The 14164-nt window shown below is 67.8% G+C and carries 13 protein-coding genes; 6 read left to right on the top strand and 7 right to left on the bottom strand.

Translation table 11 applies throughout. The features are described 5' to 3' along the window. The first annotated feature begins 149 nt into the window (after positions 1-149). The 6 genes from J5M67_RS13345 to J5M67_RS13320 all read left to right on the top strand — a co-directional run bounded on the left by J5M67_RS13345 (position 150) and on the right by J5M67_RS13320 (position 7348). On the top strand, positions 150-1271 hold the full coding sequence (locus J5M67_RS13345) for a PAS domain-containing protein (protein WP_207885807.1): 1122 nt from the start codon (positions 150-152) through the stop codon (positions 1269-1271). Further along, a complete protein-coding gene (locus J5M67_RS13340) occupies positions 1268-2704 on the top strand; it encodes a sigma-54-dependent Fis family transcriptional regulator (protein WP_207885806.1) in 1437 nt (478 codons plus the stop codon). The genes J5M67_RS13345 and J5M67_RS13340 overlap by 4 nt, the downstream gene beginning before the upstream one ends. Positions 2705-3099: 395 nt before the next feature. Beyond that, a complete protein-coding gene (locus J5M67_RS13335; protein ID WP_207885805.1) occupies positions 3100-3699 on the top strand; it encodes a dimethylamine monooxygenase subunit DmmA family protein in 600 nt (199 codons plus the stop codon). Beyond that, positions 3696-4664, top strand: a complete 969-nt coding sequence (locus tag J5M67_RS13330; RefSeq protein WP_207885804.1) for a PDR/VanB family oxidoreductase — start codon at positions 3696-3698, stop codon at positions 4662-4664. The genes J5M67_RS13335 and J5M67_RS13330 overlap by 4 nt, the downstream gene beginning before the upstream one ends. Before the next feature lie 14 nt (positions 4665-4678). Then, positions 4679-5695 (top strand): DUF3445 domain-containing protein, encoded by a 1017-nt coding sequence (locus J5M67_RS13325; RefSeq protein ID WP_207885803.1) that lies wholly within the window; start codon positions 4679-4681, stop codon positions 5693-5695. Positions 5696-5818: 123 nt separating this feature from the next. Then, on the top strand, positions 5819-7348 hold the full coding sequence (locus J5M67_RS13320; RefSeq protein ID WP_207885802.1) for an APC family permease: 1530 nt from the start codon (positions 5819-5821) through the stop codon (positions 7346-7348). 412 nt (positions 7349-7760) lie between these two features. Here J5M67_RS13320 and J5M67_RS13315 read toward each other — a convergent pair whose 3' ends face one another. From J5M67_RS13315 to J5M67_RS13285, 7 genes are all read right to left on the bottom strand, one after another. After that, positions 7761-8696, bottom strand: coding sequence for an AEC family transporter (locus J5M67_RS13315; protein ID WP_207885801.1), 936 nt, complete (start codon positions 8694-8696; stop codon positions 7761-7763). A gap of 80 nt (positions 8697-8776) precedes the next feature. Further along, complete coding sequence (locus J5M67_RS13310) at positions 8777-9457, bottom strand: SDR family NAD(P)-dependent oxidoreductase (RefSeq protein WP_207885800.1); 681 nt, start codon at positions 9455-9457, stop codon at positions 8777-8779. A 106-nt stretch (positions 9458-9563) separates the two neighbouring features. Further along, positions 9564-10358, bottom strand: coding sequence for an ABC transporter ATP-binding protein (locus J5M67_RS13305; RefSeq protein WP_207885888.1), 795 nt, complete (start codon positions 10356-10358; stop codon positions 9564-9566). A gap of 25 nt (positions 10359-10383) precedes the next feature. Continuing rightward, positions 10384-11145 carry an ABC transporter permease gene (locus tag J5M67_RS13300; RefSeq protein WP_207885799.1) on the bottom strand — a complete coding sequence of 254 codons (762 nt, stop codon included), beginning with the start codon at positions 11143-11145 and terminating at the stop codon, positions 10384-10386. Then, positions 11142-11903 carry an ABC transporter permease gene (locus tag J5M67_RS13295; RefSeq protein WP_207885798.1) on the bottom strand — a complete coding sequence of 254 codons (762 nt, stop codon included), beginning with the start codon at positions 11901-11903 and terminating at the stop codon, positions 11142-11144. The genes J5M67_RS13300 and J5M67_RS13295 overlap by 4 nt, the downstream gene beginning before the upstream one ends. After that, positions 11904-13115, bottom strand: a complete 1212-nt coding sequence (locus J5M67_RS13290) for an MFS transporter (protein WP_207885797.1) — start codon at positions 13113-13115, stop codon at positions 11904-11906. It lies immediately after the preceding gene. Beyond that, positions 13102-14157, bottom strand: coding sequence for an ABC transporter substrate-binding protein (locus J5M67_RS13285; protein ID WP_207885796.1), 1056 nt, complete (start codon positions 14155-14157; stop codon positions 13102-13104). Before J5M67_RS13285 ends, J5M67_RS13290 begins: the two co-directional genes overlap by 14 nt. Positions 14158-14164: the final 7 nt, after the last annotated feature.

Here is a 14164-nt window from a genome sequence, read left to right as displayed (position 1 = left end):
ATGCACAACATGCTGCGATTTTGCACACGGTCTCTCGCGCCACCCCGCAGGGCATGGGCGCTGCACGCTGGCATGCAACATGCCTTGTTCTCCAGGCGAGCCGCCAGACGGCTGCATTGTCGTGTTGGGAAATTGCATTGGAGAGGGAAATGGACCCGCTAAAACTGCTGCTGGACAGGGGCCTGCTGCTGTCCGACAGCCTGACGTCCCAGGGGCGCTTCATCGAGGTTTCCGCCGAGCAGACCGACCAGCTCGGCTATCCGCCCGGTTCGCTGGACGGGCAGGGCATCGAGCAGGTCTATACCGCCGAGTCGGTCAATGCGCTGCACCAGTTGTTCGCCAACCCGCCGGCGGACGAGCGCGTGCAGGACCTGGAGCTGACCCTGATCCGCCATAATGGCGGCCTGCTGCCGGTGCTCGCCAGCGGCGTGCTGCAGTGGCGCGATGGCGAGCCGGCGCGCCTGCACCTGGTGAAGATGCCGCTGGGGCCGATCAGCCGTCGCCTGGGCGAGCTGCAGAGCGCCAACGAGGTGATGAGCCAGATGCTCTTCAGCGCGCGAGTCGCCTACTGGTGCATCGAGTTCGCCGAATCGGTGGACGTGCGCGAGACGCCCGACGAGATCGTCCGCCAGGTGTTCGAGAACCGCTCCTACTGGCGCATGTGCAACCGCGCCATGGCGAACATCTACGAGATGCCCGCCGATGTCGATTTCAGCGAGCAGCCGGTGCGCCTGTACTGGCCGCGCAGCCCGGCCAACGAGGAGTTCGTGCGGCGCCTGATCGAGGCGGACTTCCACGTCGACGGCGCGCTGTCGGTGGACCGCCGCCACGACGGCTCGCCCGCCTACGTGGAGAACGACGTGCGCGCCAGCATCCACAACGGCCGCATGCTGCGCATGTGGGGCAGCCTGCGCGACGTCAGCCAGGAGCTGCGCATGCAGCACGACGCCGAGCAGCGCATCGAGGCGCTGCGCCGGGTGTTCGACGCGGTGCCCGACGCCGTGCTGGTGATCGACGAACAGGCCCAGCCGCAATGGCGCAACGCGGCCTTCGAGCAGACCTTCGGCATCACCCGCGCCGCCGGGCTGGCCTCGACCCTGAACCGCCTGCCGCTGCCCGAGCGTACCTGGCAGCTGCTCGACCTGCCGGACCAGTTCGGCAACTACCTGTCCTTCAACAGCCACTGCTCGCGCATCCTCATCCGCGAGGGCGTGGCCTGGCGCGTCTTCGTGCTGCGCCAGGCGAGCGAGGCGACGGAACTGCATCCATGAATGAAGAAGGCTTCTTCGCGTCCCCGCGCATGGGCATGCGCTCCTCGGTCAGCGCCTCCGGGGAGATGCTTTCCGCGCTGCTGGAAACGCCGGCGCTGCACGCGCTGCTGGACAGCTTCGGCGAGGCGGTGATCGTCTGCGACGGCGACTCGCGGGTGCGCTTTATCAACCTCGCGGCCGAGCGGGTCAACCGCGTCACCCGCGCGGATGTGCTGGGGTTGTCGGATGCGGACTTCTTCCAGCGTTCGGCCTTGCAGTTCGACGACTTCCTGCAGGTCCTGCGGCGTGGCGGCAAGAGCGCGCTGACCCGCTCGCGCGATGGCCGGGTGTTCCTCACCCGCGCCCAGGCCGTGCCCACGGGGGCCTACGAGAAGCCTTACACCCTGCTGGTCCAGCGCGAATACGAGCCAGGCACCGCCGGCAGCCTGCGCAGCCCGTCCGGGCGCGCCTCGACTACTGACCTGCAGGGCCTCGGCGACCCGCAGGACAACGCGCTGCACATGTCGCCGCTGCTCTCCTCCATCGCCGACATGGGCGTGCGCGCCTTCCGCCGCCGCGCGCGCCTGCTGCTGCTCGGCGAGCCCGGTGTGGGCAAGACCGCCATCGCCCGGCATATCCACCGTGCCGCCGGCTGGGGAGACCGGCCCTTCATCGACGTGAACTGCGCGAGCATCCCGGAAACCCTGTTCGAGTCGGAGATGTTCGGCTACGAGCGTGGCGCCTTCACTGGCGCGCTGCAGTCGGGCAAGCGCGGCTATATCGAGAGTGCCTCGGGCGGCACGCTGTTCCTCGACGAGATCGGCGAAATCCCGCTGCAGGTGCAGGCCAAGCTGCTCAAGTTCCTGGAGGACGGCACCATCCAGCCGGTGGGTTCGCCGTTGTCCAAGCAGGTGCAGGTACAGGTGATCGCCGCCACCAACAAGGACCTGCGCGCCCAGGTGGCGGCCGGCGAGTTCCGCGCCGACCTTTATTACCGCCTGGCCGTGCTGCCGGTGGAAATCCCGCCGCTGCGCGCCCACCGCGACGACCTGCCGGTGCTGATGGACATCCTCCTGGCGCGCATCAACCGCGACCGCCAGCCGCCGCTGCGGTTGGCCTCCGGCTGCCGCGAGCGCCTGCTGGACTATGACTACCCCGGCAACATCCGCGAGTTGGTGAACATCTTCGAGCGCCTCGCCGTGCTGGCCGACGACGTGGCAGAAGAACTGCACCTGCCGCCGGAACTGCTCGGCGCACCGCCGGCCGGCAGCCCGGTGGCCCCCGATGAGCCGGCTACCGCCATCGACGACCAGCCGCTCAAGGCCCAGGTGCAGCGCTACGAGCGCCAGGTGATCCTGCGCGCGGTGCGCCTGTGCGGCAGCAAGCGCAAGGCGGCGATCCACCTGGGCATCGACGTTGGCACGCTGATTCGCAAGTTGCAGCGGGACGAATGAGCGCTGCCCCTTCACGCCATCCTTCCCGGCGCGCGTAGGAGCGGACTCTGTCCGCGATAGGTTCGCATCGCGCCGGAGACCATCGCGGACGAAGTCCGCTCCTACGCAAATCCCACCCATGGCATGCATCCGCGCGACCGTCCGGTCACGTCGCATTGCCACGTTCGGCGGAACTGCCCCTGCGACAATCCACCGCTGCAAGCCTGCTTACAGGCGTTGTCATTTCTGCTTATACCTTCATCCCCGCTTTTTATTTTTATCCTTAAATTTCAATAAGTTACCGATTTGGCACGGCCTGTGCTCTGTGACTCCCCGACCCGTGACCGTGCACGGGTCCTCGAATCGCGCCGGCGCTCCTGACCGAGAGCGCCGGCAGTTCTGGAGGCACAAGAACAATGCTCATCACAGGTATCAAGAGCCGGCCGGTCTATGACCAGTTGCGCCCGCTCGCCGGTGGCCACCACCACATCATCGCCGGCCAGGGCAGCGGCGGCGCCGCCATGCTCCGCCTGCTCGGCGAGATGCCGCGCACTGCGCCGATCCGCGTGCTGTATTCCACCGAATCCTTCTCTGGCCAGGATCACCTCGCCGCGCTGCGCGACATCACCGACGTCGAGCTTTCGATCTACCCGAGCAACCGTGCGCTGGTCGATGACCTGCACGCGCTGCTGGGCCAGTCGCGTATGGGCACCCGCCTGTACCTGGCTGGCTCCGAGAGCTTCATCGGTACCGCCATGCAGGCCGCCGACGCGATCAACCTGAACAAGGACGAAGTGCTGCGCGAGCACGCTGGCTCCTTCGTGCGCCGCGTCTGGTGCGTGCACTGCGACGGCTACACCGAGAACGTCACCCAGCGCGTCTTCGACTGCCCGCACTGTGCCCGCACCCTGGTGGTCCGCGACCACTACTCCCGCCGCCTGGCCGCCTTCCAGGCGGTGAAGGCCGACGCCGAAGTCCCCGGCGAACTGCCCGAAGCCGAGGAGCTCGACACATGAGCCAATCCAACGGAACCCTGAATGTCCGCGTCACCCGCATCGAGCAGGTGACCCCGGAGATCAAGCGCTTCACCCTGGCCTCCACCGACGGCGCGCACCTGACGCCGTTCTCCGGCGGCAGCAACGTCGTGGTGCTGATGCCCCACGCCGGCGGCACCTACCGCAACGCCTACTCGCTGATGAGTTCGCCCTACGACGCCAGCGCCTACCAGATCGCCGTGCGCCGCGTGGAAGACGGCCGTGGCGGTTCGAAGCACATGCATGACGTGGTGAAGGAAGGCGACGAGCTGGAAATCCTCCGCCCGGTGAACCTGTTCCCGCTGAGCAAGCACGCACGCCTGCACCTGTTCATCGCCGGCGGCGTGGGCATCACCCCGGTGTGCTCGCAACTGGCCGAGCTGCGCCTGCGCGGCACGCCCTTCGAAGTGCACCTGGCGGTGCGCGGCGACGCCCATGCGCGCCTGGGTGAAGAGCTGCTGCAGGAATATGGCGATGCCGTGCGCCTGTACCGCGACGACCGCGGCGAGCGCCTGGATATTTCCGCCGTGCTGGCCGACCGGCCGCTGGGCAGCGACGTCTACGTCTGCGGTCCCGAGGGCATGATCCAGGCGACGATCGACGCCGCCCACGCCCACGGCTGGACCGACAGCCACATCCACTACGAGCGCTTCCTCGAACAGGGCAGCGTCGGCGAGGCGTTCCAGGTCACCCTGGCGCGCAGCGGCGCGACTATCGACGTGTCGCCCGACCAGAGCCTGCTGGAGGCCGCCGAGGCCGCCGGCCACGAAATCCCCTACCTGTGCCGCGGCGGTGCCTGCGGCATGTGCGAGACCAACGTCCTGGAGCTGGACGGAGAAATCCTCCACACCGACGACTGGCTGTCCGACGAGGACAAGGCCGCCAACACCAAGATCATGCCCTGCGTGTCGCGCGCCAAGTGCTCGCGGCTGGTCATCGACTGCTGAGCCGGAGAACGACCATGACCATCCAATTCCGCCCCGACGAAACCTACCGCGACGACTACACCTACGCGAACAGCCAGGCCTGCATCGACCGCGCGCCCTGGCCCTTCCCGGATGACGAGTACATGTACTCGATGAACCTGGAGCCGCACGTCAGCGTGGGCGACGGCGCCTTCCGCGCGGTGTTCGACATCGACGAGCACTACATCAGCGAGTGCCGCGACCGTGCGATCACCCTGGAGAAGGACCCGGGCATGCACTACGTCTCCGCGCCGCACATGATGGAGGCGCAGTGGGACCTGCTCGAACTGATCATGGAGTCCTACGCCAAGGACTACCCGGAGTACTTCTCCCTGGAGAAGGACGGCACCCGCTGGCACTGGACCAACAAGCTGCTGAACATCGACGACACCTTCACCTTCGGTGATCCGTCGACCCTGCCCTTTGAACCGATGGAGTACGTCACCCGCCAGGCCCAGGGCGACTGGGTCCTGCAGGAAGAGCGCGACGGCACCCTGTACTGGGGCGCGGGCATCGCCACCCAGCGCGCCGATTACTCGCTGCGCTTCAACCTGGGCATGGCCTGGCACGAGTTCCACGGCCCGGTGCCGCTGGTGAAGGAAACCGGCATGCTCGACCGCGCGCTGAAGTTCCTCCTACGCCTGCGCAACGGCCACCCGGTGCGCCGCCTGAACTGGTCGCTGACCGTCAACCCGCGCCTGGACGTGTCCGCCGAGTCCCTGCCTGAGTGGGCGCCGGACCGCACCACGGTGACCGCCAAGAACGCCGGTCAAAAGGTCTACTTGCGCATCGAGCTGCAACCGCTGCACCGTTTGCCGCGCAGCAACGCCATCGTGTTCCCGATCCGCACCTACCTGCTGAGCCTGGAAGACATCGCCACCAACCCGGCGTGGGCCAAGCGCATGCACCGCGTGCTCAAGAGCCTCAACCAGGAACTGGTCGACTACAAGGGCTTCACCCGCTACCGCGACCAGGCAGTGGAGTGGCTCTCGCAGTTCGACGACGGCCAGTAACGCTCCACCAGGAGCAAAGCCGCGCAGTACACACAACTACAAACCCGAAAAGGGAACCGGCGGGCGTCGTGAGGCCCGCCGGCCGATTGCCTTCTGCCCATCAACCCCTGAGAGGAAACAACGATGAGTGGGTCTCCTGCCAAGCGTGCCGCTGGCGTAACCGATTCCGATGCCGAGCAGCTCGCCGCGCTCGGCTACAGCTCCAACTTCGAACGCAGCATGAGCCTGTGGGAGAACTTCTCCCTGGGCTTCACCTACCTGTCGCCGGTGGTCGGCGTCTACACCCTGTTCGGCCTGTGCCTGGCCGCCGGGGGGCCGCCGATGTTCTGGACCTACCTGCTGATCGGCCTGGGCCAGATGCTGGTGTGCCTGGTGTTCTGCGAAGTGGTCTCGCAATTCCCGATCTCTGGCGGCGTCTATCCCTGGGCGCGCCGCCTGGTGGGCAAGCGCTGGGCGTGGATGGTGGGCTGGGTGTACGCCTGGGCGCTGTGCACCTCCATCGCCGGCATCGCCGTGGGCGCCAGCCCGTACATGGCCGCCATGCTCGGCTTCGAGATGCACGGCAACGCCGCCATCGGCATCGCCCTGGCGCTGATCGCGCTGTCCACCGTGCTCAACCTGTCCGGCACCAAGCTGCTGGCCCGTGTCGCCATGTTCGGCTTCCTCTGCGAGCTGGGTGGTGCGCTGCTGGTGGGCGGCTACCTGCTGATCTTCGAGCGCCACAACGACTTCAGCGTGCTGTTCAACACCTTCGACATCAAGATCGACGGCAGCTACTGGCCGGCCTTCCTCGCCGCGTCCCTGGCGGGCCTGTTCCAGTACTACGGCTTCGAGGCCTGCGGTGACGTCGCCGAGGAAACTCCGAACCCCGGCAAGATGATCCCCAAGACCATGCGCATGACCATCTACATCGGCGGCGCCGCTGCGATGTTCGCGTGCCTGGCGCTGATCCTCTCGGTGCCGGACATCCAGCGCGTGATCAACGGTGAAGACACCGATCCGGTGACCACCATCCTCGCCAACGCCTTCGGCCCGGTGGGCTCGAAGCTGGTGATGGCGGTGGTGATGGTGTCGTTCGTGTCCTGCGTGCTGAGCCTGCAGGCCGCCGCCAGCCGCCTGCTGTTCGCCTATGCCCGCGACGAGATGATCGTCGGCAGCAAGGCCCTGTCCAAGCTCAACACCAACCACGTCCCGGCCGTTGCACTGGTGGTGGCGGGCGTGATGCCGGCGGCCATCGTCTGCCTGGGCCTGTTCATGGGCGACGCCGTGGCCACCATCGTCGGCTTCGCCGCGATCGGCATCTACGTGTCGTTCCAGCTGATCGTCATCGCCTCGCTGATCGCCCGCGCCAAGGGCTGGGTGCCCGGCGGGCAGTTCACCCTCGGCAAGTGGGGCGTGCCGGTGAACGTTGCAGCGCTGATCTACGGCGTGGCGGCGATCACCAACATGGTCTGGCCGCGCACCCCGGACGCGCCCTGGTACATGAACTACTCGATGATCCTCACCAGCGTCGTGGTGATCGGCGCGGGCCTGGCCTACATGCTGCTGGCCAAGCCTTACGACAAGGGCACCGCACCGGCGGGCGACGCCCATCGGATCTCCGGCCGCCAACTACCCGCGCGCGCTGCGGGCGCGCTGACCGAACCGGCTTGATCGCAACGTTGACGCAATTCGGGCCATACGCCTGAGGGGCTGCGTCTGGTCCGTCATCATCTTCCCCCGTGACGGACCCCTGCGTTTGCGCAACGGACCACCATCCCCGCGATGGCTGGTCCGTTTTTTTATTCCCAGCTTTTGTAGGAGCGAGCTTGCTCGCGAACGGAATCCCCGGCGGCTCCGGCGCTGGGCGGTTCGCGAGCAATAACGACGGTGTCCCCCTCGCTCCTACAGGGAAATTTCTGTGCTCGAATCAGCCCTCACCCCAGCCCTCTCCCAGAGGGAGAGGGAGCTGCTCGTGCCGGCTGACGTTGCGCTGCCATCCTGCTCCAGACGGTCCCCTCTCCCTCCGGGAGAGGGTTAGGGTGAGGGGAAGCACAGGTACAGGTTTACCCAAGAAAAGACAGCCTTAACGAGCGATCCACAGCAGGCACAGCGACAGGGTCACCAGCGACCCCAGTGTCGACACCAGAATGCTCCGCGACACCACCGCCGCCTCGCGCTGGTAATACTCGGCGAGCATGAAGGGCCCGGTGCCGGTGGGCAGCGCACTGAGCAGCAGCGCCGAGTCCGCCCACAGCGGCGGCAGGTCGAAGACCTGGTAGGCGAGAAAACCGGTGAGCAGCGGCTGGCCAATCAATTTGATCGCCACCAGCGGCCAGGCGCCGGCCTGCGCATCCTGCGGCTCCTGCTTCTGCGCCAGGAACAGGCCGAGCGAGACCAGCGCGCAGGGCGTGGTAGCGGCAGCGAGCATATCGAGAAAATGCAGCAGCGGCTCCGGCAGGCCGATGCCGGACGCTGCCCACAGGCCGCCGACGATGGGCGACACCACCAGCGGATTCTTGCCCAGCGCCTTGAGCACCACGGCAACCGCGCGACCGATGTGCTTCTCGCTCTGCAAGCCGACTTCGATGCACACCACGGCGATGGCGAACAGCACGCAGACCACCAGCAGCGAGGCGATCAGCGCCGGCTCCAGGCCGTCCTGGCCGAACACCAGCAGGCACAGCGGGATGCCCATGTAGCCGGTGTTGGCGTAGGACGCGCTGAGCCCGTCGATGCTCGCCGCCGGCAAGGTGCGGCCCTGCATCAGGCGCCAGGCGAGGGTGGCGAAGAACACCAGCAGGCAACCGCCGGTGAAGGCGGCGAGGAAGCCCGGCTGCCAGATTTCCGCCCAGGTTGCGGTGGCGGTGACCTTGAACAGCAGCGCCGGCAGGCACAGCCAGACCACCAGCCTGTTGATCTCCGAGGCGGCCTGCGGGCCGAGGCGATTAGTGCGCCGGCACAGCCAGCCGACCAGGATCAGCGCGAAGATCGGCAGGACGACGGACAGGACGTGGGACATGGCAACGCAACCGGACAGCGAAACGGTTGGCGAGCATAGGGGCCGAGGTCGCTGCCGTCCAATGCGACCTCGGTCCGAAGTCAGACCCGCCCGGTGACCGGGATGCAGGCGCCGGTGATCGCCGCCGCGCTGTCCGAGGCGAGGAACAGCAGGGTCGCCGCCAGTTGTTCCGGGCGCACCCAGTGGTCGAAGTCGGCGTCGGGCATGTCGGCGCGGTTCTGCGGGGTGTCGATGATGCTCGGCATCAGCGCGTTGACTGTGATGCGCGCGTCCTTCAGCTCCTCGGCCAACGCCTCGGTCAGGCGCATCACCCCGGCCTTGGACGCGGCGTAGGCGCCGGTCCCCAGTGCCGCGCGGGTGGCGGCCGCCGCCGCGATATTGAGGATGCGCCCGTGCCCGCGCGCCTTCAGGTGCGCCAGCGCGGCCTGGCTGGAGACCACGGCGGTGCGCAGGTTGATGCGGTACATCAGGTCCCAGGTGTCGACGTCGCCGTCGGCCAGGGTTTCCCAGTGGAAGCCGCCGGCCACGTTGATCAGCGCATCGAGTCCGCCGAAATGTTCGCTGGCGCGGTCGATGGCGGCGCGGGCGGCGGCCGCGTCGGTCAGGTCGACGCCGCCCAGGGACAGCGCACCGGCCTGTGGATAACGCGGACTCACGGCCCGGTCGAGCAGCGCGACCTGCCAGCCGGCGTCGGCGAACGCCTGGCCGACCACGCTGCCGAGGTGGCCGAAGCCGCCGGTGATGGCGACGATCCTGTTCATGAAGTGCACCCTCAAGGCGTTGGAAGAGCGGCCCTTATAGGGTTAGCACGGCGCGCGGAGAAAGGTCGCCGACGACAGATATTCGGACGGATCGGGACGCCCCGGTCTAGCCGTGCATCAGCTCGCCCAGCAGTTCGTCCTTGAGCCGTTGCAGCAAGGGCTCGGCGCGCTGGCGCGGGTGCGGCAGGTCGACCCGCACCTCATGGCGAATCCGCCCCGGCCGCGCATCCATGACGATCACCCGGTCACCCAGGTACAGCGCCTCTTCCACGTCGTGGGTGACCATGATCATGGTGCTGCGCTGCTGCACCCAGATGCGCTGCAGTTCGTGCTGCAGGCGCACGCGGGTGAGGGCGTCGAGGGCGCCGAAGGGTTCGTCCAGCAGCAGCACCTTGGGCCGGGTGATCAGCGCGCGGGCGATGGCGGCGCGCTGCGCCATGCCGCCGGAGAGCTGGTGCGGGTAGGCGTGCTCGAAGCCGGTCAGGCCCACCAGCTCCAGGTGATCGGCCACCCACTCGCGCTTTTCGGCGCGGCTGAGCTTCTGGTTCTTCAGCGCCAGGGCGACGTTCTCTTCGACGGTCTTCCAGGGGAACAGGCGGTGGTCCTGGAACACGATGCCGCGTTCCAGGCTGGTGCCGGTCACCAGCTGGCCGTCGAGCAGGATGCGCCCGCTGTAGTCGTTCTCCAGGCCGACGATCAGCCGCAGCAGCGAGGATTTGCCGCAGCCGCTGGCGCCGACGATGCTGACGAACTCGCCGGGGCGTACCGCCAGGTCGATGTTCTCCAGCACCGGCAGGCTGCGGCCGTCGATGGAATAGGCCTTGCTCAGGCCCTGGATGGCCAGCGCGCCGTGTTGCGCCTGCTGGGCCGGAAGGAGGGCGGGGTCGAGGATCGCGTTCATGGTCTGGGCACTCATGGCAAAAGGGTCAGCGCAGGTTGCGCCAGCGCAGCAGGTGGCGCGCGGCACGGGCGAACAGCTGGTTCATGGCGTAGCCGAGCAGGCCGATGCTGAGCACGCCGATCACCACGATCTCCATGCGCGAGCCGGTCTCGGCGTTCATCATCAGGTTGCCCAGGCCCATGCCGGTGGAGAGGAACAGCTCGCAGCCCACCGAGCTGACCCAGGCGAAGGCCAGCGCGTGCAGCACGCCGTTGCTCAGGCTGGGCAGGGCGCCGGGCAGCAGCACTTCGCGGAACTGCTGCCAGGGGCCGAAGGCATACAGGCGGCCGACTTCGCGGTAGCGCTTCTCCACGTCGCGGAAGCCCTCGAAGGCGTTCAGCGTCATCGGGTAGAAGGCGGCGAGGCTGACGATCAGCACCTTGGACGCCTCGCCGCTGCCGAACCACAGGGCGATCAGCGGGATCAGGCCGAGGATCGGCACCTGGCGGATGGTGTGGTAGAGCGGCGCGAACAGCCGCTCCAGTGGCCGCGACAGCGCCATGCCGGCGCCCAGGGCGAAGCCGGCGAGCACGCCCAGCAGCAGGCCGAGGCAGGTGCGCTTGAGACTGGCGGCGACGCTCAACCAAAGCTCGCCGGTGTCGATCAGCTCGGCGAAGCCGGCGCCGATGCGCTCCAGCGGCACGAAGGCATAGGCGGTGCTGGCACCCTGTTGCGATTGCCAGTGCCAGGCGGCGATCAGCAGGGCCGGCAGGACCAGCCCGCGAAGACTCTTGAGCAATCGGATCATGGCGTCGGTCTCCAGCGCAGCAGGCGCTTCTCCAGCAGGCGGAAGGCGAAGTCGAGGATGAAGCCGATGGCCCCGGTGACCACCACGCCGACCATCACGATGTCGATGCGCAGCATCTGCCGGCTCAGCTCGATCATCTGCCCCAGGCCGCTGTCGGCGGCGAGCAGTTCGGCGGCCACCAGCACCATCCAGGCGCGGCTCAGGCTGATACGCAGGCCGGTGACGATGGGCGGCGCGGCGGCGGGGAAGGCGACGTCGCGCAGCAGGCTCCAGAGCGGCAGGCGGTAGACGCTGGCGACCTCGAAATAGCCGCGCGGAATGCCCTTCACGCCTTCGCTGGCGGCCAGCGCCACGGGGAAGAAGGCGGCCTTGGTGACGATCAGGACCTTGAAGGTTTCTTCCACGCCGAAGAACAGGATGAACATCGGGATCAGCGCGATGGACGGCACCTGGCGCAGGGTATGGAACAGCGGCGCGCAGTAGGCTTCCACGGTCTTCGACAGGGCCATGGCGGTGCCGAACAGCAGCCCGCCGACGGCGCCGATGGAGAAGCCGATGGCCAGGCGCGACAGGCTGTTGACCACGTGCTCGCGCAGCTCGCCGCTGGCCAGCAGGTCCTGGAAGCTCGCCCATACCTCCGCCGGCGGCACCAGCAGTTGCGGCGGGAACCAGCCGGCGCGGGCGGTGACGAACCAGGCCAGCAGCAGGAGCAGCGGCGAGGCGAACCAGCTCAGGCGATCAAGGGTGCGGTTGAGCATTCAGCCCTCCTGCCCGAGCAATGGCCCGGCACTGTGGCGGCGCAGCTTGCGTTGCCAGCAGAACAGCGCGGCCAGCAGCACCAGGGGAATCCAGCAGAGGAACAGGTTGCCCAGCCCGACGAAGTGGCTGATCGCCCCGCCCAGCAGCGCGCCGGAAAAGCTGCCGGACATGGAGGCGAGGTTGAACAGCCCGGAAATCTTGCTCTTGTCCATGGCGTGCTCGCCCAGCTGGGCCATGTTCACCAGGTGGATGAGCGCCGCCGCCGCGCTGAGCAGCACGCCGCCCAGGGCCAGCAGCCAGTAGTCGCGGGCAACCCCGAGCAGCAGCAGGGCGGCCAGCGCCGCCGTGAGGCTGCCGATGTAGGCCAGGCGCCGGCCGCTGCGTTCGATCAGGTAGCCGAAGCCGAACAGCCCGAGCACCGAGGCCAGGCCCTGGATCATCACCAGGCTTACTGCCTGGCCCTGGGACAGGCCAACGACTTCCATCGCCAGCAGCAGGATGAAGGTGCCGAACAGCGCGCTGGTGGCGGCGCTGAGCAGCTCGATCAGGCAGCTCTCGGCGATCTCGACGTTGGCCAGCATGGCGCCGACCTGTTGCAGCAGGCCGCCGGTGGCGGCGGCTACGGGCACATCTTCGGTCGGCGCTTCGCCTTCCCAGAAGCCGAGGCTGTAGAAGGCCATCAGGCCGAAGCACAGGCCGATGGCGGCAAAACCCCAGGTGAAGCTCGCCGCGCCGCTCAGCCAGTTGCCCAGCAGCGGGCCGAGCAGGCCCATGCCCAGGGTCAGCGAACCGCGGTACCAGCCGGCCTTGTCGTTGCCGATGCGCTTGAGCTGGCGCAGGAAGGCGCTGTTCATGGCGACGATGCGGAAGGGGATGCACAGGCCTATCAGCAGCCGCGCGAAGGCCAGCCACAGCCAACCGCCGAACAGCGGGATGGCCAGGTTCAGCAGCATCGGCCCGAGGCTGGCGAGGAAGTACACCCGGCGCGCGCCGAAGCGGGCGATGACGAAGCCGGCCGGCAGGGTGAGGATCACCATGCCCAGGGCTTCCATGGCCGAGATGATGCCGATCTGCATGGCGTTGGCGCCGATGCTGATGGCGTAGAGCGTGGTGACGATCTTCGCCATGCCGATGGTGGCGCCGCTGAACGCCGCCAGCAGCATGAAGTTGAGCAGGAAGGCGGCGGGCCGCGCCGGGCTAGATGGCGACATCGATCTTCCCCAGCAGGGCTTCCAGCGGACGCGGGTCGATCCAGTCGTCGACGCTGACGTCGGCGCCGATGAAGTCCCAGCGCTGCAGGAAGGCGGTGAGGTCGCGCAGGGCGTTGACCGAGCGTTCCGCCAGGTTGGTCTGCAGGCGCAGATGGGCGTCCTCGCCGTAGGCACTGGCGACCCAGAACTCGCTGGTGTTCAGTTCGCGGGCGAGGAAGCGGCGGGTTTCCTCCGGGTGCGCCCAGGCCCATTGCTCGGAGCGCAATACGGTGTCGAGCACCAGGACGGCGGCATCGAAGTGCTCATCCAGCAGTTGCTGGTCGACGGTCAGGGTGCGCGGCGTGCCGATGTTCGAGCGTACCAGCGGCTCGGGGTGCGAGCCGACGTCCAGCACCACGTGCAGGCCGAATTCGTGGGCCAGCTGCAGGCCGTGGGCGCCCTTGAGGAAGATGGCGTCGATGTCGCCGCGCAGCAGGCCGATCAATTCGTTGTTGCGCTGCACCACGCGGTTGCCCTTGAGCGCCACCTGGGCGCCGAACACGTGGCGCACCGGGTCGTCGCTGTAGGTGCCGCCGTAGGGGTAGTCCACCAGCTCCACGTCGCGCACTTCCAGGCCTTCCAGGCGCAAGGCGTTTTCCAGGCCGCGCAGCGACTGGGCGCGGGTGAAGTCGATCTGCACGTTGGCCCACTTCGGCAGGCCGAAGCGCCGGTGGCGCAGGTCGCGGATGCTGCGCACGCCGCTGTCCGGGGCGCTGACGATGAGCTGCACTTCGTCGCTCCACGACAGGCCGATCACCCGCGTGGACGCGCCGCTGGCACGGGCCCAGATAGCGGGGATGTTGCCGCCGTGGCGCACGGAGTAAGGCAGGTGATGGTCGAAGTGCGCCTCGCGCACCTCGCGTTCGGACGACTCGCGCAGCGACTGAATGCGCGTGCCGAAGGGACGGAAGGCCTGGGCCAGGCGCCCGGATTCGACAGCGATGCCGAGGCCCGTGGGAACGGGGCTGTGGGTGTACCAGAGGGTTTCCAGCGGTGTGCTCATGGGTGTC

This window comes from Pseudomonas sp. 30_B (genome assembly GCF_017491605.1).
Taxonomy (GTDB): Bacteria; Pseudomonadota; Gammaproteobacteria; order Pseudomonadales; family Pseudomonadaceae; genus Pseudomonas.
This window is presented reverse-complemented; position numbering and strand designations above follow the sequence as displayed.